The 22,339-nt window shown below is 67.7% G+C and carries 20 protein-coding genes; 6 read left to right on the top strand and 14 right to left on the bottom strand.

The window, feature by feature from the left end; all coding sequences use genetic code 11:
- Window positions 1-13: 13 nt before the first annotated feature.
- Genes pgl through pgi form a run of 4 tightly spaced genes read left to right on the top strand, consistent with a single transcriptional unit; the run spans window position 14 to window position 4,886 of the window.
- The gene (gene pgl, locus AAFN88_RS16215) at window positions 14-712 is read left to right on the top strand and encodes a 6-phosphogluconolactonase (protein WP_347521448.1); all 699 of its coding nucleotides are present in this window, start codon (window positions 14-16) and stop codon (window positions 710-712) included.
- A 39-nt stretch (window positions 713-751) separates the two neighbouring features.
- Complete coding sequence (gene edd, locus AAFN88_RS16210) at window positions 752-2,596, top strand: phosphogluconate dehydratase (RefSeq protein WP_347521447.1); 1,845 nt, start codon at window positions 752-754, stop codon at window positions 2,594-2,596.
- Complete coding sequence (gene eda / locus AAFN88_RS16205) at window positions 2,593-3,249, top strand: bifunctional 4-hydroxy-2-oxoglutarate aldolase/2-dehydro-3-deoxy-phosphogluconate aldolase (protein ID WP_347521446.1); 657 nt, start codon at window positions 2,593-2,595, stop codon at window positions 3,247-3,249. The genes edd and eda overlap by 4 nt, the downstream gene beginning before the upstream one ends.
- On the top strand, window positions 3,246-4,886 hold the full coding sequence (gene pgi / locus AAFN88_RS16200; RefSeq protein ID WP_347521445.1) for a glucose-6-phosphate isomerase: 1,641 nt from the start codon (window positions 3,246-3,248) through the stop codon (window positions 4,884-4,886). Before eda ends, pgi begins: the two co-directional genes overlap by 4 nt.
- A 58-nt stretch (window positions 4,887-4,944) precedes the next feature.
- On the opposite strand, the gene AAFN88_RS16195 is transcribed toward pgi, so the two are convergent.
- From AAFN88_RS16195 to AAFN88_RS16145, 11 genes are all read right to left on the bottom strand, one after another.
- Entirely contained in the window at window positions 4,945-5,865 is a 921-nt protein-coding gene (locus AAFN88_RS16195) for a sulfite exporter TauE/SafE family protein (protein WP_347521444.1), read from the bottom strand.
- 203 nt (window positions 5,866-6,068) lie between these two features.
- Window positions 6,069-6,437 (bottom strand): glyoxalase superfamily protein, encoded by a 369-nt coding sequence (locus tag AAFN88_RS16190; RefSeq protein WP_347521443.1) that lies wholly within the window; start codon window positions 6,435-6,437, stop codon window positions 6,069-6,071.
- Between the two features lie 17 nt (window positions 6,438-6,454).
- Entirely contained in the window at window positions 6,455-7,198 is a 744-nt protein-coding gene (locus tag AAFN88_RS16185; RefSeq protein WP_347521442.1) for an SDR family oxidoreductase, read from the bottom strand.
- Between the two features lie 20 nt (window positions 7,199-7,218).
- A complete protein-coding gene (locus AAFN88_RS16180; protein WP_347521441.1) occupies window positions 7,219-8,214 on the bottom strand; it encodes a LysR family transcriptional regulator in 996 nt (331 codons plus the stop codon).
- 40 nt (window positions 8,215-8,254) lie between these two features.
- The gene (locus AAFN88_RS16175) at window positions 8,255-8,848 is read right to left on the bottom strand and encodes a sarcosine oxidase subunit gamma family protein (protein WP_347521439.1); all 594 of its coding nucleotides are present in this window, start codon (window positions 8,846-8,848) and stop codon (window positions 8,255-8,257) included.
- On the bottom strand, window positions 8,841-11,807 hold the full coding sequence (locus AAFN88_RS16170; protein WP_347521437.1) for a sarcosine oxidase subunit alpha family protein: 2,967 nt from the start codon (window positions 11,805-11,807) through the stop codon (window positions 8,841-8,843). The genes AAFN88_RS16175 and AAFN88_RS16170 overlap by 8 nt, the downstream gene beginning before the upstream one ends.
- A complete protein-coding gene (locus AAFN88_RS16165; protein ID WP_347521436.1) occupies window positions 11,804-12,097 on the bottom strand; it encodes a sarcosine oxidase subunit delta in 294 nt (97 codons plus the stop codon). The genes AAFN88_RS16170 and AAFN88_RS16165 overlap by 4 nt, the downstream gene beginning before the upstream one ends.
- Before the next feature lie 28 nt (window positions 12,098-12,125).
- Window positions 12,126-13,385, bottom strand: a complete 1,260-nt coding sequence (locus tag AAFN88_RS16160) for a sarcosine oxidase subunit beta family protein (RefSeq protein WP_347521435.1) — start codon at window positions 13,383-13,385, stop codon at window positions 12,126-12,128.
- A 121-nt stretch (window positions 13,386-13,506) separates the two neighbouring features.
- The gene (locus tag AAFN88_RS16155) at window positions 13,507-13,926 is read right to left on the bottom strand and encodes a hypothetical protein (protein ID WP_347521434.1); all 420 of its coding nucleotides are present in this window, start codon (window positions 13,924-13,926) and stop codon (window positions 13,507-13,509) included.
- 142 nt (window positions 13,927-14,068) lie between these two features.
- A complete protein-coding gene (locus tag AAFN88_RS16150) occupies window positions 14,069-14,497 on the bottom strand; it encodes a hypothetical protein (RefSeq protein ID WP_347521433.1) in 429 nt (142 codons plus the stop codon).
- 15 nt (window positions 14,498-14,512) lie between these two features.
- Window positions 14,513-14,998: a hypothetical protein gene (locus AAFN88_RS16145; RefSeq protein ID WP_347521432.1), complete on the bottom strand. Its 486-nt coding sequence runs from the start codon at window positions 14,996-14,998 to the stop codon at window positions 14,513-14,515.
- Window positions 14,999-15,150: 152 nt separating this feature from the next.
- Here AAFN88_RS16145 and AAFN88_RS16140 point away from each other — a divergent pair, with 152 nt between their 5' ends.
- Window positions 15,151-16,494: an FAD-binding oxidoreductase gene (locus AAFN88_RS16140; RefSeq protein WP_347521431.1), complete on the top strand. Its 1,344-nt coding sequence runs from the start codon at window positions 15,151-15,153 to the stop codon at window positions 16,492-16,494.
- Window positions 16,495-16,498: 4 nt separating this feature from the next.
- Here AAFN88_RS16140 and AAFN88_RS16135 read toward each other — a convergent pair whose 3' ends face one another.
- The 3 genes from AAFN88_RS16135 to AAFN88_RS16125 all read right to left on the bottom strand — a co-directional run bounded on the left by AAFN88_RS16135 (window position 16,499) and on the right by AAFN88_RS16125 (window position 19,418).
- A complete protein-coding gene (locus AAFN88_RS16135) occupies window positions 16,499-17,005 on the bottom strand; it encodes a PAS domain-containing protein (RefSeq protein ID WP_347521430.1) in 507 nt (168 codons plus the stop codon).
- A gap of 77 nt (window positions 17,006-17,082) precedes the next feature.
- Window positions 17,083-17,643, bottom strand: coding sequence for a PAS domain-containing protein (locus AAFN88_RS16130; RefSeq protein WP_347521429.1), 561 nt, complete (start codon window positions 17,641-17,643; stop codon window positions 17,083-17,085).
- Between the two features lie 128 nt (window positions 17,644-17,771).
- On the bottom strand, window positions 17,772-19,418 hold the full coding sequence (locus tag AAFN88_RS16125) for a glucan biosynthesis protein D (protein WP_347521428.1): 1,647 nt from the start codon (window positions 19,416-19,418) through the stop codon (window positions 17,772-17,774).
- 318 nt (window positions 19,419-19,736) lie between these two features.
- Here AAFN88_RS16125 and AAFN88_RS16120 point away from each other — a divergent pair, with 318 nt between their 5' ends.
- On the top strand, window positions 19,737-22,151 hold the full coding sequence (locus AAFN88_RS16120; protein WP_347521427.1) for an FAD-dependent oxidoreductase: 2,415 nt from the start codon (window positions 19,737-19,739) through the stop codon (window positions 22,149-22,151).
- The last annotated feature ends 188 nt before the right edge of the window (window positions 22,152-22,339 follow it).

Here is a 22,339-nt window from a genome sequence, read left to right as displayed (position 1 = left end):
GCAAGGCCCTCAGATGACTATACCGCGTCGCGACTTCGAGACGCCGGATGGCTTGGCCGCGGCGCTGGCGGAAGCGGTGGCCGACAAACTGCGGGCGGGGCTGGCGGCGCGCGGCACGGCCTGCCTGGCGCTTTCCGGCGGCCGCACGCCGGCGCGCTTCTTCGCCGCCCTGGCGCGCCAGGAACTCGACTGGTCCAAGGTCTCGGTGACTCTGGTGGACGAGCGTTGGGTGCAAGTGGACAGCCCGCGCTCCAACGAGGCCCTGCTGCGCCGTGGCCTGTTGCAGGGGCCCGCGGCGGCGGCACGGGTGGTGAGCCTGGTGACCTCCGATGCCGGCCCGGAAGAGGGGCTGCGCGAGGTGACGGCCCGCATCGCGGCCTTGCCCTTGCCTTTCGACGCCGTCGTTCTCGGGATGGGGGCCGACGGGCACACGGCCTCCTTCTTTCCCGGCGGCGACCGCCTGGCGGAGGCGGTCGACCCGGCCGGCAGCGCCCTGGTGCTGCCGCAGCGCGCGCCGGGCGCGGAGGAGGCAAGGATCACCCTGACTTTGCCCCTCATCGCAGCGGCCCGGAGCGCTTATCTTCACATCGAAGGGGCGGAGAAGGCGGCGGTGCTGGAAACTGCGCTGCAGGGCGGCCCGCTGACAGATATGCCCGTGCGCGCCGTTCTGCGCCATCCCGGACTGCCGCTTGAGATCTACTGGTGCCCTTGACGGCATCGCCGCCAGGGACGCCGAGCGAGGAGGACAGCCATGACCCTGCATGACCGCGTGGCCGAGGTGACGGAGCGCCTGCGCGCGCGCAGCCACGGCAGCCGCCAGGCCTATCTGGAGCGGATCCGCGCTGCCGGGGAGAGCGGCCCGCGGCGGAGCACGCTATCCTGCGGCAACCTGGCCCACGGCTTCGCCGCCTGCGGCCTCGCCGACAAGGCCGCCCTCAAGGGCGATGTGGTGCCGAACCTCGCCATCATCACCGCCTACAACGACATGCTCTCGGCTCACCAGCCCTTCGAGCGCTTTCCGGAACTGATCAAGCAGGCGGCGCGCGACGCCGGCGGCGTGGCGCAGCTGGCCGGCGGCGTGCCGGCCATGTGCGATGGCGTGACGCAAGGCCAGCCGGGCATGGAATTGTCGCTCTTTTCACGCGACGTCATCGCGATGGCCGCGGCGGTGGGGCTGTCCCACAACATGTTCGATGCCGCGGTCTTCCTCGGCGTCTGCGACAAGATCGTGCCGGGCCTGGTGATCGCGGCGCTGTCCTTCGGGCACCTGCCGGCGGTCTTCGTGCCGGCTGGCCCCATGACCTCGGGACTGCCCAATGACGAGAAGGCGCGCATCCGCCAGCTCTACGCCGAGGGCAAGATCGGCCGCGACGAGCTGCTGGAGGCGGAGTCCAAGTCCTACCACGGTCCGGGCACCTGCACTTTCTACGGCACTGCCAACTCCAATCAGATGCTGATGGAGATCATGGGCCTGCATCTGCCGGGTGCTTCCTTTATCAACCCCAACACGCCGCTGCGCGACGCTCTGACGGCGGAGGCGGCCAAGCGGGCGCTGGCCATCACGGCGCTGGGCAACGCCTATACGCCGGTCGGCGAAATGATCGACGAGCGCGCGGTGGTCAACGGCGTGGTCGGCCTGCACGCCACCGGCGGCTCCACCAACCACACTTTGCACCTGGTGGCCATGGCCGCGGCGGCGGGCATCAAGCTTACCTGGGACGACATCGCCGACCTGTCCGAGGTGGTGCCGCTGCTGTGCCGCATCTATCCCAACGGCCTGGCCGACGTGAACCGCTTCCACGCTGCCGGCGGCATGGGCTTTCTGATCGCGGAACTGCTCGACGGCGGTCTGCTGCATGGTGACGTCGCCACGGTCTGGGGGCAGGGGCTCGAGTCCTACCGCCAGGAGCCGAAGCTGACCCATGACGGCTCGGTGGTCTGGGAGCCGGCGGCCAGCAAGAGCCACGACGAAGAGGTGCTGGCGCCACTGGGGCAGGCTTTCTCGGCCAGCGGCGGCCTCAAGATGCTGGACGGCAACCTGGGCCGCGCGGTGATCAAGGTCTCGGCGGTGGCGCCGGAGCGCCACGTCATCGAGGCGCCGGCGGTGGTCTTCCAATCCCAGGACGACCTCATGGCGGCCTTCAAGGCCGGCCAATTGGAGAAGGATTTCGTCGCTGTGGTGCGCTTCCAGGGGCCCAGGGCCATCGGCATGCCGGAACTGCACAAGCTGACGCCGCCGCTGGGCGTGCTGCAGGACCGCGGTTTCAAGGTGGCGCTGGTGACCGACGGGCGCATGTCCGGCGCCTCCGGCAAGGTGCCGGCCGCCATCCATGTGACGCCGGAGGCCGCCGCGGGCGGCCCCATAGCCAAGCTGCGCGACGGTGATATGGTACGTCTCGATGCGGTGGCGGGGACCTTGACGGCGCTGGTTCCGGAGGAGGTCTGGTCGGCGCGTGAGGAAGCCCAAGCCGATCTTTCGGCCAGCCAAGCTGGCCTTGGGCGCGAACTTTTTGCATCCTTCAGGGCGGCGGCGGGGCCCGCCGACCAAGGCGCTCATGTTTTTGGGGGCGCGGACGTTTTCGGAGGGGGATCGTGACGGAAGGCCAAAGGGGGATCGAAGCGGTCCTCAAGCTGGCGCCGGTGGTGCCGGTGCTGGTGATCGACGAGTTGGCGGCGGCGGTGCCGCTGGCGCGGGCCCTGGTGGCCGGCGGTCTCAAGGCCATCGAGGTGACCTTCCGCACGCCGGCAGCGCTGGAATCGATCCGTGCCATCGCCGCCGAGGTCGAGGGTGCGGTGGTCGGCGCCGGGACGGTGCTGACGGCCAGGCAGGTGGAGCAGGCGGTCGAGGCCGGCTGCCGCTTCATGGTCTCGCCCGGCGCTTCCCCGGACCTTCTGGCGACGGTCGAGGACGGCCCGGTGCCGTTGCTGCCCGGGGCGGCCACGGCCTCGGAGGCCATGGCCCTGCTGGAGCGGGGCTACCGCTTCCAGAAATTCTTCCCGGCCGAGCCCGCGGGCGGCGTCGCTTACCTGAAGGCGCTGGCCTCGCCGTTGGCCGGCATCGCCTTCTGCCCGACCGGCGGCATCTCGCGCGCCAGCGCCGGCAGCTACCTGGCGCTGCCCAACGTGGTCTGCGTTGGCGGTTCCTGGGTGGCGCCGGGCGACAAGGTGGCCGCCGGGGCCTGGGACGAGATCGAGGCCCTGGCCCGCGATGCGGCCGGGCTGACAGCCTGCGGACAAGAAGCGTTATGACAGCAGCGGTCGCGAAAGCCTTCGAGGATCTGCGGGCCCATCACTGGGAGATGAAGGGCCGGCGGCTGCGCGACCTCTTCGCCGAGGACCCGGAGCGGTTTACGCGCTTCTCGCTGCAGCTCGACGATCTGCTGCTCGATTATTCCAAGAACCTCGTCCTGCCCGAGACCATGGAGAAGCTTTTGACCCTGGCGCGGGCCGCCGATATCGAGGGCGCGCGCGAGGCCATGTTCGACGGCGAGAGGATCAACAGCACCGAGGGGCGGGCGGTCCTGCACACGGCGCTGCGCAACCGCTCCGAACGCCCCGTGCTGCTCGACGGTCACGACGTCATGGGCGATGTGCGCGAAGTTCTTGCGGCGATGGGCGACTTTGCCGAGGCGATCCGTGACGGCGCCGCCGGCGGGACCACGGGCGAGCGTTTCACCGATGTGGTGAACATCGGCATTGGCGGCTCCGACCTGGGGCCGTCCATGGTGACCCGGGCACTGTCGCCCTATGGACGGCCCGAACTGCGCTGCCACTTCATCTCCAACGTCGACGGTGCGCACCTGAGCGACACCCTGCGGGGGCTCGACCCGCGGCAGACGCTGTTCCTCGTTGCCTCCAAGACCTTCACGACCCAGGAGACCATGACCAACGCCCGCTCGGCGCGGGCCTGGCTGGTCGAAGCCCTGGGGGAGGCGGCGGTGGCCGATCACTTCGCCGCCGTTTCCACCAACCTGGAAGCGGTGGCCGAGTTCGGGATATCGGAAAACCGCATCTTCGGGTTTTGGGATTGGGTCGGCGGACGCTACTCGGTGTGGTCGGCCATCGGCCTGCCGGTGATGATCTCCATCGGCCCGGCGCGCTTCGGTGAGTTCCTGAAGGGCGCTTTCGAAATGGACGAGCACTTCCGCTCGGCCCCTTTGGCCGCCAACCTGCCGGTGGTGCTGGCGCTGCTCGGCGTCTGGTACCGCAACGTCTGGGGTTTCGCTTCCCACGCCGTGTTGCCGTACGACCAGCGCCTGGAGCGCTTCGCCGCCTACCTGCAGCAGCTCGATATGGAATCCAACGGCAAGGGCGTGAGCCTGACCGGCCATCCGGTGGCCGAGGCGACCGGCCCTCTGGTCTGGGGCGAGCCGGGCACCAACGGTCAGCACGCCTTCTATCAACTGCTGCATCAGGGCAGCGACGTCATCCCTTGCGATTTTCTCTTGGCCGCCGAACCGCAGGAGCAATTGGGCGATCACCATGCACTGCTGGTTTCCAACTGCCTGGCGCAGTCCGAGGCGCTGCTGCGCGGCAAGACCGCCGAGGAGGCGCGCGAGGAGCTGGCGGCCGCAGGCCTGGACGCGGCCCACGTCGAGGCCTTGGTGCCGCACAAGGTCTTCCCCGGCAACCGGCCGTCCAACACCCTGCTGTACCGCAAGCTCTGCCCGCGCACCCTGGGCCGGCTCATTGCCCTCTACGAACACAAGGTCTTCGTTCAGGGCCGCATCTGGGGGATCAACTCCTTTGACCAGTGGGGCGTGGAGCTGGGCAAACGCTTGGCGGGCGAGTTGCTGCCGATGGTGAAGGGGGAAGCCGCCGCCGACGGCCGGGACGGCTCGACCATCGGCCTCCTGAAGACCTTGGCGAAGCTGCGCGCTGGCTAGATCGGAGTCACAGGGACGGTGGATCGCCTTGGGCGATTCCAGCCGACCCTGATCTGCTCTAGGAAGCGGTCCCGCTGATCGAGTAGATATCCTCGGGCGGGACCGCCAGCTCCAGAAAAACTTCAATGCTCATGGCCAGCACCATGAGGGCCAGCAGGATGCGCAACTGCTCGGTGCGCAGGCGCGCGCCGACGCGCGCGCCGATCTGTGCCCCGACCGCACCGCCGACCAGCAGCAGCAGGGCAAGCAGGGCATCCACGGTTTGGTTGGTGACGGCCTGCAGCACCGTGACGTTGGCACTGACGAAGATGATCTGGAACAGGGAGGTGCCGACCACCACGGAGGAGGGCATGCCGATCAGATAGATCATCGCCGGAACCATCACGAAGCCGCCGCCCACCCCCATGATGGCCGAGAGGAAGCCGACGAAGAAGCCGACGCCGGCCGGGACCAGCGCCGAGATATAGAGCTTCGAGCGCCGGAAACGCATCTTGTAAGGCAGGTGGTGGATCCAGGTGTGGCGGTGGGCGCCGCGCGCCACCGCCGTGCCGCCCTTGCCCCTGCGGTAGAACATCTTCAGCGCGTCGACCAGCATGAGGGTGCCGAGGGCACCCAGCAGGACGACGTAGCAGAGTGAGATGGTCAGTTCGATCTGGCCGAGGGCGCGCAGCAGGCGGAACACCCAGATTCCCACCGTCGAGCCGGCGAAGCCGCCCAGAAGCAGGATCATCCCCATCTTCAAATCGACGTTGCGCCGCGCCCAGTGCGCCATGCAGCCGGATACGCTGGCGCCGATCACCTGATTGGCCGCCGAGGCCACGGCCACGGGCGGCGGGATGCCGATCTGCATGAGCAGCGGGGTGAGCAGGAAACCGCCGCCGACGCCGAACATGCCTGAGAGCATGCCAACCCCCGCGCCAAGCCCGAGAATGAGAAAAAGGTTCTCGGAGATGCCGGCGATGGGGAGATAGATTTCCATAGAATGAGCTTGGAGCTTTCCCTCGTCAGAGGACGTTACCGCGGTACGCTCAACGCAATTACACCGCCGGCCGGGCCGGCGGTGCCGGGGAGGAGAAGTGGATCGGGTCGGGCCGGGAACCGCAGCGGCTGCGGCGTGGCGGGACCGTCTTTTCTTCTAGTCGAAGCATGGCTGGCTGTCGACCCGTTTGCCCTGGAAGGCGCCTATGCCACCGGGCTGGAGAATGTAAGGCGGTTGCCGAAGGGGTCGCTCAGGGTGATCTCCCGCGTGCCCCAGGGCATCTGTTCCGGGTCGCCGGGCCGGGCGTAGTTGTAGGGCCGGGCCTGCAGCCAGGCGGCGAAGCGGTCGATGTCGTCGCACTCGATGCGCAATCTGGCCCCCGGCGTGGAATCGCCATGATGCTCGGAGAGATGCAGCAGGCAGCCGTCCTTCGACACCTGCATGTAGAGGGGCAGGTTTGCTTCGAAGCGGTGCTCCCAGTCGACGGCGAAGCCGAGCCAGTCGACGTAGAACTCCTTGGCCTTGGCTTCGTCGAAGATGCGCAGGATGGGCACTGGCGTCGAGAGCTTCATGCGGCCTTTCCTTTGCTTTAAAACGCCGCGCCGCCGCCGTCGGCCGGAATGATGGCGCCGTTGACCAGGCTGGCTTCGTCGGAGGCCAGGAAAACGGCCAGTTCGGCGACCTCCAGCGGCTGGCCGGGCGCGACGCGCCACTGCGGGTCGATCTCGTCGGTCATGCCGAGGCCGCGGGTGCGGTCGGTCAGCACCGCCCCCGGAGCGATGGCGTTGACGCGGATGCCCAGCGGCCCGCACTGCAGGGCCATAGCCCGGGTCAGCGCGACGATGCCGCCCTTCGCGGCGGAGTAGGCGTCGGCCCCCCGGGTCCCTTTCAGGGCGCGGATCGAGGCGGTGTTGATGACCGCGCCGCCGCCGGCCTCCTGGATGTAGGGCACGGCGATGCGGCTGGCCAGGAAGGTGCCGTAGAGATCCACCGAGACCGTGCGCCAGAACTCCTCCAGTGGAATGTCGAGGAAACTGCCGTCGCGCGGTGCGGCGCCCCCGGCGTTGTTGTAGAGCACGTCCAGTCCGCCGAAGGTGCCGGCCGCCTCGTCGATGGCGTCCTCCACATCCTCCGGCTCGCTGACGTCGGCCTGCAGGAACAGAACCTCGCCGCCCTCGGCCTCGGCCGCCGCCGCGGCGCGCTCGCCGGCCTCGCGGTCGGTGTCGAGGATCGCCACCTGGGCACCTTCGCGCACGAAGAGCATGGCCGCGGCGGCGCCGATGCCGTTGCCGCCCCCGGTGATGATCGCGCGCTTGCCGTGCAGCCTTGCCATTGTCCCCCCTATATCGGTCTTCAGCCGCGCCCCTGGATGCTGCGCAGTAGCGGCGCGCCGTCTTCCGGCCAGACGATGCTCTCCGCCAACCAGGGAAGAGGCCCGTAAAGCTCAGGCAGGCGGCGGCGCAGGATGTCACGGATGGCGGCGGCCAGCATCTCGGGCGTCGCCCCCAGATCGCCGCGCCGGGCCACCAGGGAAATGGGGCGCGAGAAGCGGCCGCGGCGCAGCGGTTCGATGCGCAGGCGCTCCAGGCGGCCGACTTCCTGCAGCAGGCAGAGCGGTGTGGTCATGCTCCAGCCCATGCCGCCGGCCACCGCCGAGAACTGGCTTATGGCGGTGTCGAACTCGGCGTCGATGGGCACGTTGAGGCGCAGGCGATTGAGCTGTCCCTCGATCTGGCGGCCGATGGCCGAGCGCAGGGAGTAGCGCACGAATGGCATGCCGGTCAGTGCCTCCAGAGGCTCGCTGGGGCCATCGTAGTTCGCGGGGAAGACCAGAACGAAGGGCTCCGTGAGAAGGGCGTGGCTCTCCAGGCCCTCGACCCCGTCCAACTCGTCGGTGGTGGTGACCACCGCATCCACCGTGTGGTTCATCAGCAAGGCGTGATTGTCCGGCGAGATGCCGGCCCAGATGCGCCAGCGTTTGGCGAGGCCGCGCTGTTCGGCGACAAGCTGCGGGCCGACCGAGTTGGCGATGCTCTCGGCCATGGCCAGCGTCAGGCTGGAGAGCTGCTTCAGCTCGCGGTCGCGCAGGTCGCGGTAGAGGTCGCCGGCCTCGGCCAGCATGGCCCGGCCGCGCTCGTAGAGCGTGGTGCCGGCGGCGGTCAGCGCCAGGGGGCGGACCGAGCGGTCGAAGAGGGTGCTGCCGAGCGCCTCCTCCAGATTGCTCACGATCTGGGAGACGCTGGACTGGGTGAGGCCGAGTTGCTTTGCGGCCGAGGTCATGCCGCCGGCCTCCGCCACCATGACGAAGACGCGGATCGACTTCAGGTCGAAGCCCTGCGGCAATTCCATCGAACAATCGGCCCCTTTTAATGAGGCCGTGGGAACGGCCTCAGGCGCTGCCGGGCGGATCGACGCGGTAACCTGTCTCCGCCGCCGCCTCGGTCAGCCATTCCCAGAACGATAGCGCGAAGCCCCGGTAGACATAAAGGTCGAAGCTCTCGGTCCCGAGGCGGCGCAGGATCACGCCCATCTCGTGGGCTGCCGACTGTGCCACCTTCAGCGGCGGGAAGGCTTCGGGGTGCAGGTCGAGGGCGAACCCCTTGGCCAGCACCCAGGCGGCCTTGGGCCCGGCGATCCGGATGGCGATGCGGGCGTGGGAGAGGTCGGTGACGGCGCCCAGAGCCGGCGGGATCTGCCCGCAGAGCTGCTGGGCGAGACGGGGATCGCTGCTCTCCACCAGCCAGCGCCCGGGGCTGAGCGCCAGGATGGCACCTCCGGCACCGCCGCTGGATCCCGAAGGCCCCTGCGGCGGCGCGCAGCCGACCAGGGAGGCGATGATGCCCTCGACCTGTTCGGCGGTTTCCGGCCAGGCGGCTACCTGCACCAGGGAGATCAGCTTGCGCTCGGTGAGTGTGACGCCCGCTTCACCTGTGGGCACGCGGGCTTCGTTATGGCCCTTCAGAGGCGAGAGAACGTCAGACATGCATGCGGCTCCCGTCGGGATCGAAGAAGTGGGAAGAGACCACCTCTACCTCCACGCTGATGTTCTTCAGGGGGTAGGTGGCGAGGAGCTTTTCGCCGATGCGCTCCGGCCCGTTCTCCAGCAGGCCGAGGGCGATGTACTTTTCCAGCGCCGGGCTGTAGGTGGTGGAGGTCACGTGGCCGAGGCTGCGTGGCGGAGAGGCGGCATCCTCGGCGGCGATGAGGTGCGCGCCGGCGCGGATCCTGCCGCCGTCGGCGGAGACGAAGCCGACCAGTTTCAGCCGCGCCGGATCGGAGAGCCCATCGCGCTCCAGCATCGACGAACCGATGTAGTGCTTCTTGCGCGAAGTCATGCCGCCCAGGCCCAGGTCCGCCGCCGTGGTGCGGCCATCCAGCTCCGGCCCGGCGACGTGGCCCTTCTCGATGCGCAGGGTGCCCAGCGCCTCGACGCCGTAGGGGATCATGCCGAAGGGTTCGCCCGCCTCCAGAATGCGGGTCCACACTGCTTCCCCGTGATGGGCGCCGCAGTAGACCTCGTAGGCCAGTTCTCCGGAGAAGGAGAGCCGGGCCACCAGCACCGGCAGGCCGCCCAAGTGCCCCTTGCGCACGCCCATGAAGGGCAGGGCCTCGTTCGACATGTCGACATCGTCGAGGACGGCGGCGAGAACGTCGCGGCTCTTGGGGCCGGAGACAGCCATGCCCGCCCACTGCTCGGTGACAGAGGTGACGGCGACCTTCAGTTCCGGCCAGACCGCCGCCAGCAGGAACTCCAGTTGCGAGAGCACCGGCGCGGCGTTGGCGGTGGTCGTGGTCATGAGGAATTGGGTCTCGCTGAGTCGCCAGGTGGTTCCGTCGTCCCACAGGAAACCGTCCTCGCGCAGCATCAGGCCGTAGCGCGCCTTGCCTTCCGGCAGCTTCAGGAAGCCGTTGGAGTAGACTCGGTTCAGGAACTCCGCCGCGTCCGGACCCTGCACGTCGATTTTGCCCAGAGTCGAGACATCGACCAGGCCCGCGCTCTCGCGTACCTGGCGCGCCTCGCGGATATAAGCCTGTTCCACCGTCTCGTTGCTTCCGGCATAGGTGCGAGGGCGCAGCCAGAGTCCGGCGGCCTGCATCTCGGCACCGTTTGCGAGGTGCCAGTCGTGCAGCGCCGAGCGCCGGGTCGGCCGGAAGTGGGCGCCGCGTGCCTGGCCCGCCAGCGCGCCGAGGGAAACCGGCGTATAGGGCGGGCGGAAGCGGGTGGTGCCGACTTCGGGGATCGAGAGCTTGAGCTCCCGCGCCATGAGCGCCAGCCCGGTGACGTTGGAGGTCTTGCCCTGGTCGGTCGCCATGCCCAGCGTGGTATAGCGCTTCAGGTGTTCCACCGAACGGAAGCCCTCGCGGTGGGCGAGGGAGATGTCCGAGGCCGTGACATCATGCTGTAAATCGACGAAGGCCTTGCCCTTGCCGTGCGGGGGGCGGGCGTCCCAGACCGGCAGCGGCGCGTCGGCCAGGGGTTCGTCTTCCGCGCCCGCCAGGGCCGCCGGATGGGGCGAAAGTCCGCAGGCGCGCGCCGACTCCGACCCGGCTTGCGCACCCTCGGCGAGGGCGGCGGCGGTCCCGAGCGCCCCGTTGCAGGCTCCCGCGGCACGCCAGGGCTGCGAGGCCTCGCCCGGCAGGAAGGCGGTCAGGGTGTCGTCCCAGCGCGCCGGGCCGCCGGCCTGGCTCGCCAGGTGGATGGTCGGGGTCCAGCCGCCGGAGACCAGCAGGCAGTCGGCGCCGATCTGGCGCTGGGCGCCGTCACGCGCGCCTTGGATAGGATCGAAGGCCGCGACTTCTATGCCGCTGAGCCGCTGACCGCCGAGCGCGCGCGTGACCGCCTGACCGAGCAGCAGTTCCGCGCCGCTCTCCACGGCGATGGCCTGCGCCTCGGCGCCGATCTCCCGGCGGGCGTCGACGATGGCGCTCACGGCCACGCCGGCGGTGGCCAGCGCCGCGACGCTGCGATAGGCGCCGTCGTTGTTGGCGAAGAGGGCGACTCGGCGGCCCGGAGCGACGCCGTGGCGCTCGATATAGAGGCGGCCGGCGTCGGCCAGCATGACGCCCGGCTTGTCGTTGTCGCCGAAGACGATGGGCCGCTCGATGGCGCCCGTGGCCAGCACCACTTGCCTGGCGCGGATGGTCCAGTGCCGTTCGCGCGGCTGGCCTTCGGCCGGGGCCGCGACGTGGTCGGCAACGCGCTCCACGGCGCCCAGGGTGTTGTCGTCGTAGTAGCCATAGACCGTGGTGCGCGGCAGCAGGGTGACGTTGTCGAGCGCCGCCAGCTCAGCAAGGCTGTCCTGGGCGCTGGCTGAGCCGCGCAGGTTGCCACCCAGGCTGACCTGCTCGTCGGCGAGGATGACGCGCGCGCCGCTGGAAGCCGCGGCTGTGGCGGCCATGAGGCCGGCCGGGCCCGCGCCGACCACCAGCACATCGCAGAAGGCGTTCATCTCCTCATAGCGGTCCGGGTCGGGCAGCTTGGTCCCGGCGCCGAGGCCGGCCGCCTTGCGGATGAAGTGCTCGTAGAGCATCCAGGCCTTGGCCGTCGGGCCCATGAAGGTCTTGTAGTAGAAGCCCGCCGAGAGGATCGGCCCGGCGAGTTGGTTCATCGCCATGACGTCGAAAGCGAGGGAAGGCCAGCGGTTCTGGCTCGTCGCCTCCAGCCCGTCGTAGAGCTCGATCACCGTTGCGCGGGTGTTGGGCTCGGCGCGCGCGCCGCTGCGCAGCGTGACCAGCGCATTGGGTTCCTCGACGCCGGCCGAAAAGAGGCCGCGCGGGCGGTGATACTTGAAGCTGCGCCCGAAGAGGTCGACGCCGTTGGCCAGCAGGGCCGAGGCCAGGGTGTCGCCCTGATAGCCTTGATAGCGCTTGCCGTCGAAGGTGAAGCTCAGCGGCTTGCTGCGGTCGATCTGCCCGCCGGAAGAAAGGCGATAGCCGCTCATGCCACGTCGCGCCCTTGCTTCGGCGCCGATTCCGCCCAAGGGCCGACGAGCTCGGTGCCTTCGATCTTGTGGGTCACGGTATCGCGCGTCACCTTCAGCCATAGGCGGCAGCCCTGGCCGTGGTGCCAGTACTCGACGTGGCGGCCGCGCGGGTTGTCGCGGTGGAAGACGTAATCGCACCAGTCCTCGGCGCTGGCGCTTTCGGGATCGGGACGCTCCTTGGTGGCGTCGCCGCCGTAGGTGAATTCACCGACGTCGCGCGGGCCGCAATGGGGGCAGGGGATCAGCATTCTTGCGGCCTCCTAATGCAGTATGGCTTTAGTGAAGTTCGGGGCGCGGGCCGGCGCCGCGCTCGTCGATGACGCGGCCCTGGCAGAAGCGCTCCAGGGTGAAGGCGGCGTTCAGCTCGTGCGGGGCGTCGTTGGCGATGGTCGAGGCGAAGCACCAGCCCGATGCCGGGGTCGCCTTGAAGCCGCCGTAGCACCAGCCGGCGTTGATGTAGAGGCCGTCGACCGGCCCCTTGCAGATGATCGGGCTGCCGTCCATCGACATGTCCATGATGCCGCCCCAGGAGCGCAGCAGGCGCAGGCGGGCGAGGTTGGGGAAGAGCGTGACGGCGGCTGCCGCCACGTGCTTCACGATGGGCAGGTTGCCGCGCTGGGCGTAGGAGTTGTAGCCGTCGATATCGCCGCCGAAGACCAGGCTGCCCTTGTCCGACTGGGAGATGTAGAGGTGTCCGGCGCCGAAGGTGACGACGCCGTCGATCAGCGGCTTCAGTGCCTCGGAGACGAAGGCCTGCAGCACGTGGCTTTCGATGGGAATGTTGTTCAGCCCTGCCTTCTGCAGCACTACCGAGGAGTTGCCGGCCACGGCGACGCCGACCTTGCCGGCGCGGATGGTGCCGCGCGTGGTTTCGACGCCGACGATGGCGCTGCCCTCGCGGATAAAGCCGGTCACCTCGCAGTTTTCAATCAGGTCGACGCCCTGACGGTCGGCGCCGTAGGCAAAGCCCCAGGCCACCGCGTCGTGGCGCGCGGTGCCGGCGCGCGGCTGCAGCAGGCCGCCGGCGATGGGGAAGCGCGTGGTCGGGGACATGTCGATGCCGGGCGCGTATCTGGCGACCTGATCGCGGTCCAGCAACTCGGCGTCGATGCCGTGCAGGCGCATGGCGTTGCCGCGCCGCGCATAGGCGTCCATCTGGCTTGGGCTGTGCGCCAGGTTCAGCACCCCGCGCTGGGAGAACATGACGTTGTAATTTAGGTCCCGGGAGAGTCCCTCCCACAGCTTCATCGAGTGTTCGTAGAAATGGGCGTTGGCCGGCAGCATGTAGTTGGAGCGCACGATGGTGGTGTTGCGCCCGACGTTGCCGCCGCCCAGCCAGCCCTTTTCCAGCACCGCGACGTTGGTGATGCCATGGTTCCTGGCCAGATAGTAGGCCGTGGCCAGGCCATGCCCGCCGCCGCCGATGATGATGACATCATAGGCCGGCTTGGGCTCAGGTGAGCGCCATACGCGCTCCCACTTCCTGTTGCCGCTCAGGGCGTTGCCGAGCAGCGAAAAGACCGAATATCGCGCCATATCCAAAGGGTTCCTGGGAACTGAGGTCGGGCCATTAGGCCGCGGCGGCCCGCCTAGGTCCAGCGCCGGGCGGTACTATCGGATTATTCAATCTCGGGAATCGGCAGGGGTGATGGAGGGGCTAGCGGCCCAGATCCTGCTCCGGGCCGAGCGGCCGGGGCTGCTCCCGGATCCGCTGCTCGAAACCGCTGGCTGCGAAGGCGATCCGGCCGTTGTCGCAGTCGATTTCATAGTCCCGGAGGGTGACTTGCCCATAGGGAGAGGGGCGCGGATCGCCGCGCTTCAGCTCCATGATGAAGAGCTGCATGTAGTCTTTGAAGTCGACCCCGGCCTTGAAGTCCGACACGTTCCGGAAGACCAGTTCGCAGGGCGAGACCCAGAACCGGAAGCTGCCGTCCGGCAGCTTTTCCCAGCGGAAGATATAGTCGATATCCAGCGTCAGCCGGTGTTCGCTGTCCGGAAACCGCACAGCGTAGATGCGGCAGTCGTGCCAACCCATCTGGTCGAAGTCCGCATCGGTCCAAAGCTCTTTGACTTCCATGCCTATCGCCTCGGGGTCCTGGGGCAGGGATGCGCTCCCGCTTACACTAGTCGCAAAGCGGCCTTGGTTCCTCTAATTCGCCCTTCCATCAAGGGGGCCGATGAAGGGGCCGGCAGGAGCGGCGGCAAGCCACTGCCCAAACTTAGCGAAAGATCGTGGGCATGCTGAAGCCGTCGATCTCCTGACAAAGCATCGTATCGTAACTGGGCGAAATTCTCTGGGCCACGAATTGCTCGAGCTTCACAGGCAAATCACCCGAAGCTTCCTTGTTCATTGGAACATAGGACAAGATCGATCCGAACTCCGCCATGCCGTTACGCAAAGCGATCATGGCGGAATCATCAGAAGTCACGTAGTAGCGGCCGCCAGGATCGGTGGTCTCAAAGGTCAGACCGGCATTGAGGGCAAAGCCATCCAGGCGGCTTACGAGAGCTTCAGTTTCTTCGATAGTCACGCTGATCGTTACGCAGTAGGTCGCCGGAGTTTGCTCCGCCGCGGCTGCGGAGGGGAGAGCTGTAACGCTCAGGGTAAGCAGGGCCGTAAGGCATTGAAGGGCTTTGGTCTTCATCATCCGCCCCGTCCCATATCACCGACCCGCCAGATCAAGCGCTTCGCGGAGCGCTGCGCCGACCTCCTGCGCCGAACCATCGAGGATCGAAAGCGCGGAGCCTTGCATATCGACGAAGCCACTCTTCGTACCCTGGTTTTCCATCGGCGTGAAGAATGTTGTGTTTTCGCGCTGTCTGAGGCTTACCGACGATGTGTCACGCGCGAAGGTGTTCCATGACTTCACTTTGGCCGCTTTCAGCAGCGGCGTGACGATCTTGCTCCTTTTCGACTGGTTCGGATGAGGCACATTCTCCTTGGACCCGGCCAAGGCTGCGAGGACGGCCTCGCCCAACTCCTGGTCGGACGAATCCGATGCCAGCGTGAGGAAAGGGGCGCAAGCGATCCAGACACCGACATCCGTCTTTGACTGGGAGTGCAAGACTATCTGCGCGTCGCGCAGGTATACCGCCGCACTGGGTTCCTGAGCTCTGCGGGGCCGGGTACCAAAAAACGGAAGCTTCATTCCTGCAGTTTAGCGCGAAAGCGACCTCCGCCACCCTGATTTTACCGGTCATCGCTTCAGCCGATGCAGGGTTATCGTTCTCGCCGATTGTGCGCCCAAGGCCCCGGAAAGATCTTAGTCTCTCCCGGAAATCAGCCCCCTGGAGGAGTTCCATGGCCTTTCCGGACAGCAGCCGCTACGTGATCATCGGCGCCGGTATCCACGGTCTCTCGACCGCGCTGCACCTGGCGCAGGCGCTGGAGGCGCGGGGCCAGGGCGGCGGCAAGGACGTGCTCGTTATCGACAAGGGCGGCATCGCCGCCGGGGCCAGCGGCATCGCCTGCGGGGTGGTGCGCAACAACTACTTCCAGCCGGCCATGCGCGAGCTCATGGCGCACTCGGTCGCGGTCTGGGAGAGCGACCCCAAGGCCTACAGCTACCACCCCGTCGGCTATATGCAGATCAGCCCGGAGGTGATGCACGAGGACGTCGCCTCGATCTACAAGCAGCAGCAGGCCATCGGGTACGAGTCGGTCTTCATCGAGGGCGCAGGCGATTCCGACCGCTACATGAAGGGGCTCTTCGACGACTGGCAGGCCAAGGGCATCACTTCGGTCCTCCACGAGAAAAAGGGCGGCTACGCCAACAACACCGCGGCGCTCTACGGCCTCGCCGGCAAGGCCGAGGCGCTGGGCGTGCGCGTGCTGACCGGCGTCACCGTCACCGGCTTCGAGTTCGGCCACAATTCGGAGGCCGTGGCCGCCGTCGAGACCGACAAGGGGCGCATCGCCTGCGACCAGCTCGTCATCGGTACGGGTCCCTGGGTGCGCGACTTCTGGGACATGCTGGAGCTGCCCAAGAGCGTCGCCATCAAGGGCAAGGACGGCACGCTGCACGAGGACGTGCCCATGTGGCGCTACTGGCAGTTGGAGGAGGGGGTGCTGGGCGTCGAGCCGGGCACCCTCACCACCAACGACGGCGCCATGCCGCCGGTCATGCACGTGGATACCGACGCGCCGCTCCATTCCGACGTCGACGGCTCACTCATCACCGACCAGCTCTGGGGCATCTACTACAAGCCGGATTTCCATTTCAACGGCGTGCAGGGCGGCGCCTCGCCCTACGAGGTCACCACGCCGGTCGACGATGTCGCCATCGACCCCTATGGGCCGTCCTCGCCGGAGTTCGTCGCCTCGCCGGAGTTCGTGCACATGTGGTGCTCGGCCCTGGCGCATTGCCACAAGCGCTTCGAGGGGAAGATCGGCCTCTACAAGAAGGAGCCCTCGGGCGGCATCGGCTGCTTCACGCCGGACTCCTTCCCGGTCTTCGACCGCTTCCGCGAGAACGCCTACGTCATCGCGGACTCCAACCACGGCTACAAGATGATCGGCGTCGGCAAGCTGGTGGCCGAGGAAATGCTGAACGGGACGCCCGAACTGTTGAAGCCCTTCCGCTTCTCGCGCTACGCCGAAGGCGACCTGCACCCGGTCTCCCACAGTCCTTTTCCTTGGAGCTGAGGCCTCAAGGAATCTCTTCGACGGGGATAGCCTTGACGTCGATGGCCCTCATCTCCTCGGTAACCTCGCCCGTCACCCAATTGGCGACCGTCATGCCCAGCAGGCCGGTGACCGGCCCCCCGGCCTCGTCGGCCAGCGGCAGCAGCAGGCGTTCGCCGATCGAGGTCCGGTCGACGCCGTGGTAGACCATGCCCGACATGCAGACGACGCTTTGATCCTCCGCCACCCGCGTCCAGGCGCTTTCGATCAAGGCCAGGCGCTCCGGTTTCACCACGTCGCGTAGGTTCAGCCCCTTGAGGTTGGAGTGCCCGAAGACGCTTGAGACCTCCGTGCCCGCCAGCCGGTAGGTGAAGCCCTCGGCGGGCCGGTAGTCCATGAGGAAGACCCGCGACAGAGCCCAGCCGATATCCAGCGGGTCGATGTCGTTCTTCGACGGCATGAGGCGTCCCCGGCGCAGGGACCGCCAGTAATCGAACAGCCTGCGCAGGTCCGGCTTCTCCAGGAAGGACACGGCGGGAGACTCTCCGGTGCTTGGGCCAGGCCGCTCCCTATTCGCCGCCATGGACGCGCCCTCTCGATGTTGCGATTTCAGGGCAGGTCATCGACCGGAACGAAATGGTCCTTGGGATAACTCATTCCGATGGGGCCTTCCGGAGCGACCGAGTGGACCACGGTCATGCCGAGAATCCCGGTGACCTCGTTCCCCGCGTCGTCGCCGAGCGGCAGGAAGAGGCGTTCGCCCGTGGGCACCCTGTCTGCGCGCAGGTAGATCAGTCCTTTCATCCACATGACGCAGCGCTCCTCGACGACCCGGCGAAAGAGCCCTTCGACCATGACGGCACGATCCGGCGGCAGGAAGTCGCGCGGTTTCAGGCCTTTGAGGTTCGCCCGCCCGAAGACTCCGGCCACTTCCACCCCCGCCAGGCAATACACGAAGCCCGCGGCGGGCGTGTAGTCGAGCAGGTAGATCCGCGACAGCGCCCAGCCGATATCCAGCGGGTCGATGTCGTTCTTCGACGGCATGGAGCGTCCCTGGCGCAGGGACCGCCAGTAATCGAACAGCCGGCGCAGGTCGGCATCCTCGATGCGGACTGAGGTGTCCGTGTCTCCGCCATCCATGGGTTCCTGGGTGGTCTTCTGCCCCGGCATAGATTTTCCGCCCTCAACCATCATCAGATTGATTAATCCAATTGACGATAGTCGGCGTCGCTTGGCCGGATCAAGGCGTATCCCTTGCGTGCTTTGCACGCGGAAGGCGTCTGGGGTGACTTTGCGCCTTAGCTGGGGGGCTCGCGGTCCGGCCGGTACTGGTAGAGCCAGGTCTCGCTGAGCGGCTGGTCGCCCAGCGCCAGATACATCCGCAGTTCCACCGGCTCTTCGCTCCCGATGCCTCCATAGTCGAGTTCAAGATCGAAGACGGCGCGCCACGTATCGCTGCCCGGCACCGGCTCGGCAAAACTGCGGGAAACGTTGCCGCGTGAGGCGGTGACCACCGGTTCCGGCTCGCTTCCGGCCGACAGGCCCGGCAGGCGCCCGCCGTCGAAATCCACCACGAACTTGGTGAGCCCCGGCGGTCGCGGCTTGCCGGGCTGGCCGCCGCGGCCCAGGCGCGAGGCTGTCACCCGGGCGAAGTCGCGGGCCGGATAGGGTTCTTCGGCCAGCCAGTGGAGACGGTAGGTCAGATGCCGGCTGTCGCCCGCTCTTGCCGCCGCTTGCGGTACCCAGCAGGCGACGATGTTGTCGTGGATCTCGTCGTCGGTGGGAATCTCCAGCAACTGGACGCTGCCGGGACCCCAGTCGCCCAGCGGCTCGACCCAGAGGCTGGGGCGGCGCTCGTAGCGGACGCCGTCAAGGTAGTGGTCGAAATCGCGATCGCGCTGCAGCAGGCCGAAGCCGCGCGGGTCGTCGTCGAAGAAAGAGGAAAGGGTGACCCGTTGCGGATTGTTGAGGGGCCGCCAGAGGCGCTCGCCCTTGCCGGTCCACAGCGCCAGGCCGTCGGAATCGTGAATCTCCGGGCGCCAGTCCACGCGGGCGGGACGGTCGCCCTCCGCGTACCAGTACATGGAGGTCAAGGGCGCCAGGCCGAGCCGCGCCACATCGCGGCGCAGGAAGAGGTGCTTCTCCACGTCCATGGTGACGCCCGCGTTCCTCGTCAGGGAAAAGCGGAATGCGCCGGTCAGGCTGGGGCCATCCAGCAGGGCGTAGACAGCCACCGCATCGCCGGGCCGCGCGGCCGGAGCGATATAGAACTCGGTGAAGTCGGGGAACTCCTCGGGGCCCGAGAGCGTCGGGTTCACCACCACGCCGCGCGCCGAGAGGCCGTATTGCTCCAACTCGCCGATGGCGCGGAAGTAGGATGCGCCCAGGAAGGCGATCCAGTCGTGGGTCCGCCAGTCGTCGCGGCCCGTCGATTCCTGCAATCTAAATCCTGCGAAACCGGAATCCTCGGGCAGTTCGCGGGCGACGGAGTCCGGCGGCATCTCGAAATAGTCAGGCGCATAGAGGATCTCCCGCGCGGCCATGCCGCCTGCGCTGTCCCGCAGGTCGTGCATCTTCACCGACTTGCCGAAGAAGCGGCCGAGATGGAAGAAGGTCGCCGGATAGGCGCTCTGCGGTCCGGACGCACCGGGGCCGTAGAGCGCCCGGCCGGGGTCGAAGCGGATCTTGCCGTGAGCCTCGTAGTCGATCTGCTCCACCACTTCCGGCGCCGGGCGATAGGGCGGCCGGTAAGGCCCGGCGGCAGCCTCTTTCGCACGCCCGGTCAGCGCCTCGAAGCTGAAGGGCCGCGCCGGGCCGAAGCGCAGGCCGGCGGTGCTTTGCGCCCAGGCCTCCAGCGGCCCCAGCAGGGCAGGACCGGCGGCGCCGCAGGCGGCCCCCAGGGTGGCCAGTTCCAGCAGCCTGCGTCGGGAAAACGGTCTCGGCATGAGGCGGTCTCGTGTCTCTGTCTGTCGGAGGGGCGGGAAATGCGGGCAGACCCTAAGCGACGGCGCCGCGTCCCGGCCAAGGGCAATTTCCGGGCAAAAGACGGTGGCAAGCGGCCGCAACGGGCGCCGTCGTCAAGACTGACGCCACAGCGGAGGAAATGTTCCATTTCCCGCTGCCGCGCCGCCCCGCGCCTTATCCTCTCCGCGCCACGGATGGTCGCTTGCGGACCTGAAAGGCGGATGGCAGCCGACTATTCCTGGAACTGGCGGATCCCGGGAGGGGAATAGAAGAACAGGCGGTAACACAAGGAAGTTTTTATGAAATCCCATGCTCAGGCCGTTGTTATCGGCGGCGGTGTCGTCGGTTGCAGCGTCCTTTACCACCTGACCAAAGCCGGCTGGCGCGACGTGGTGCTGCTGGAGCGCAGCGAGCTGACCTCGGGATCGACCTGGCACGCCGCCGGCGGCATGCACACGCTGAACTCCGACCCCAACGTCGCCAAGCTGCAGAGCTACACCATCAGCCTCTACAAGGAGATCGAGGCGATCTCCGGCCAGTCCTGCAGCGTGCATATGCCGGGCGGCCTGATGCTGGCGGACACGCCGGAATGGCTGGACTTCCTGAAGGTGACCCAGGGCAAGGCGCGGGTCTTGGGCCTGGAGACCGAGCTCATCTCCATGGAGGAGGCGAAGGATCTGCATCCTCTCATCAACGAGAAGCGCTTCCTCGGCGCGCTCCACGACCCGATGGAGGGCCACGTCGATCCCTCAGGCGTCACCCACGCCTACGCCAAGTCGGCGCGCCTGGGCGGCGCCGAGATCGAGCGCTTCACCCGCGTGGTGGATCTGCAGCCGCTGAGCGGCGGGGGATGGGAAGTCGTTACGGACAAGGGCGGCATCAAGGCCGAGCACGTGGTGAACTGCGGCGGCCTCTGGGCGCGCGAGGTCGGCCGCATGGTCGGCTTGGAACTGCCGGTGCTGGCCATGGAGCACCATTACCTCGTCACCGATGAAATGGCGGAGGTGGCGGGGCGCGACCAGGAACTGCCGCACTGCATCGACTTCGGCGCCGAGATTTACATGCGCCAGGAGCGCGGCGGCCTCGTGATGGGCACCTACGAGCGCAACTGCGTGCCCTGGTCGCCCAAGCAGACACCCTGGGACTTCGGCCATGAGCTGTTGCCGCCAGACCTCGACCGCATTTCCGGCAACCTCGAGCTTGCCTTCGACCACTTCCCGGCGCTGGAGACGGCAGGCATCAAGCAGGCCATCAACGGCCCCTTTACCTTCGCCCCCGACGGCAACCCGCTGGTCGGCCCGGTGCGCGGTCTGAAGAATTTCTGGGTCGCTTGCGGCGTCATGGCCGGTTTCAGTCAAGGCGGCGGCGTCGGCCTGGCGCTCTCCAACTGGATGGCCGAGGGCGATCCGGGCTTCGACGTTTTCGCCATGGACGTATCCCGTTTCGGCGATTTCGCGACCATGGCCTACACCAACGCCAAGGTGCGGGAGAACTACGGCCGCCGTTTCCGCATCACCTTCCCGAACGAGGAGCTTCCGGCGGGGCGGCCGCTGCGCACCACGGCGATCTACGATCGCCTGAAGGAGGAAAACGCCGTCTTCGGCGCGTCCTACGGCATGGAGCACGCTCTGTGGTTCGCCCCCGAGGGCGAGGAGCCCATCGAGACCCCGACCTACCGCCGCTCCAACGCTTTCGAGACCGTGAAGGCCGAGTGCAAGGCGGTGCGAGAGGCGGTCGGCATGACGGAGACGGCCATCTTCGCCAAGTACGAGGTGACGGGACCCGGGGCCGAGGGCTGGCTCTCGCAGTTGCTGGCCAACCGCATGCCGCGGGAGGGCCGTCTGGTGCTGACGCCGATGCTGAACCCCGCCGGCAAGATCATCGGCGACTTCACCGTCGCCAAGGCGGGGCCGGAGCGCTTCTTCATCTTCGGCTCGGGCCCTGCCGAGGACTATCACATGCGCTGGTTCGAACAGCACCTCCCCGACAGTGGAGTGACGCTGCGCGCGCGCAGCCGCGATATGCACGGCTTTATCGTCGCCGGGCCGAAGTCGCGGGAGCTGCTGGCGCGGCTCACCGATGCCGACGTTTCCAACGCGGCCTTTCCCTTCATGGATTTCCGGCGGATGGATCTCGGCATGGTGCCGGCCTGGGTCGGGCGGATCAATTTCACCGGCGACCTGGGCTATGAGCTTTGGGTGGCCCCGGACGATCTGCGCCGCCTCTATGACGACCTCTTGGCGGCCGGCGGGGACCTCGGCCTGCGGCAATTCGGCCTCCGCGCCATTCTCTCCCTACGCCTGGAGAAGAGCTATGGCACCTGGGCGCGCGAGTACCGCCCGATCTACACCCCGGCGGAGGCGGGGCTCGGCCGCTTCGTCGACCTGCGCAAGAACGACTTCATCGGCCGCGACGCGGTGCTGAGAGAGAAGGACGCCGGCCCCAGGCTGCGTCTCGTCACTTTCGTCGTCGATGCGGCCGGCGCCGACGTGGTGGGCGACGAGGCGGTGTGGCACGACGGCGGGGTGGTCGGCTGGGTCACCTCCGGCGGCTACTGCCACTGGGCCGACTGCTCGGTGGCGCTGGCCTATGTGCCGGCGGAGCTGGCGGCGGCCGGCGGCGGCTTTCAGATCGAGATCCTGGGGGACCTCCGTGCGGCGCGACTGCAGCCGGAGCCGCTGTTCGACCCCCGGCGCGAGCGGATGCTGGGGTAGGCGGGGCCGGCAGCCGGCATCGCCATTCTCGCCGGAGCGATTGCGAGATGGCCGATAGCGACGAATAAGTTGTCTTCCGCTATGGTCATGGTTGTGGCGGCGGCGTAGTATTCCGGCCGGCCTTAAAGGGCGTATCGGGCCAAAACTGGTATGGAAAACAACCCGCTGCAGGACCAATTTTCGACCAA

It is taken from the genome of Pelagibius sp. CAU 1746, from assembly GCF_039839785.1.
In the GTDB taxonomy this organism is placed as follows: Bacteria; Pseudomonadota; Alphaproteobacteria; order Kiloniellales; family Kiloniellaceae; genus Pelagibius.
Note: the sequence above shows the minus strand (reverse complement) of the source record. Positions and strands in the feature narration are given on the sequence as shown.

Excerpts from the sequence above, each read along its gene's own strand:
- edd (WP_347521447.1), top strand. The coding sequence starts at position 752 with ATGACCCTGCATGACCGCGTGGCCGAGGTGACGGAGCGCCTGCGCGCG.
- AAFN88_RS16165 (WP_347521436.1), bottom strand. The coding sequence starts at position 12,097 with ATGCTGATCCCCTGCCCCCATTGCGGCCCGCGCGACGTCGGTGAATTC.
- AAFN88_RS16160 (WP_347521435.1), bottom strand. The coding sequence starts at position 13,385 with ATGGCGCGATATTCGGTCTTTTCGCTGCTCGGCAACGCCCTGAGCGGC.
- AAFN88_RS16180 (WP_347521441.1), bottom strand. The coding sequence starts at position 8,214 with ATGGAATTGCCGCAGGGCTTCGACCTGAAGTCGATCCGCGTCTTCGTC.
- pgi (WP_347521445.1), top strand. The coding sequence starts at position 3,246 with ATGACAGCAGCGGTCGCGAAAGCCTTCGAGGATCTGCGGGCCCATCAC.
- AAFN88_RS16120 (WP_347521427.1), top strand. The coding sequence starts at position 19,737 with ATGAAATCCCATGCTCAGGCCGTTGTTATCGGCGGCGGTGTCGTCGGT.
- AAFN88_RS16150 (WP_347521433.1), bottom strand. The coding sequence starts at position 14,497 with ATGATGAAGACCAAAGCCCTTCAATGCCTTACGGCCCTGCTTACCCTG.
- pgl (WP_347521448.1), top strand. The coding sequence starts at position 14 with ATGACTATACCGCGTCGCGACTTCGAGACGCCGGATGGCTTGGCCGCG.
- AAFN88_RS16170 (WP_347521437.1), bottom strand. The coding sequence starts at position 11,807 with ATGAGCGGCTATCGCCTTTCTTCCGGCGGGCAGATCGACCGCAGCAAG.
- AAFN88_RS16140 (WP_347521431.1), top strand. The coding sequence starts at position 15,151 with ATGGCCTTTCCGGACAGCAGCCGCTACGTGATCATCGGCGCCGGTATC.
- AAFN88_RS16175 (WP_347521439.1), bottom strand. The coding sequence starts at position 8,848 with ATGTCTGACGTTCTCTCGCCTCTGAAGGGCCATAACGAAGCCCGCGTG.
- AAFN88_RS16195 (WP_347521444.1), bottom strand. The coding sequence starts at position 5,865 with ATGGAAATCTATCTCCCCATCGCCGGCATCTCCGAGAACCTTTTTCTC.
- AAFN88_RS16145 (WP_347521432.1), bottom strand. The coding sequence starts at position 14,998 with ATGAAGCTTCCGTTTTTTGGTACCCGGCCCCGCAGAGCTCAGGAACCC.
- AAFN88_RS16155 (WP_347521434.1), bottom strand. The coding sequence starts at position 13,926 with ATGGAAGTCAAAGAGCTTTGGACCGATGCGGACTTCGACCAGATGGGT.
- AAFN88_RS16125 (WP_347521428.1), bottom strand. The coding sequence starts at position 19,418 with ATGCCGAGACCGTTTTCCCGACGCAGGCTGCTGGAACTGGCCACCCTG.
- AAFN88_RS16130 (WP_347521429.1), bottom strand. The coding sequence starts at position 17,643 with ATGCCGGGGCAGAAGACCACCCAGGAACCCATGGATGGCGGAGACACG.
- AAFN88_RS16185 (WP_347521442.1), bottom strand. The coding sequence starts at position 7,198 with ATGGCAAGGCTGCACGGCAAGCGCGCGATCATCACCGGGGGCGGCAAC.
- AAFN88_RS16190 (WP_347521443.1), bottom strand. The coding sequence starts at position 6,437 with ATGAAGCTCTCGACGCCAGTGCCCATCCTGCGCATCTTCGACGAAGCC.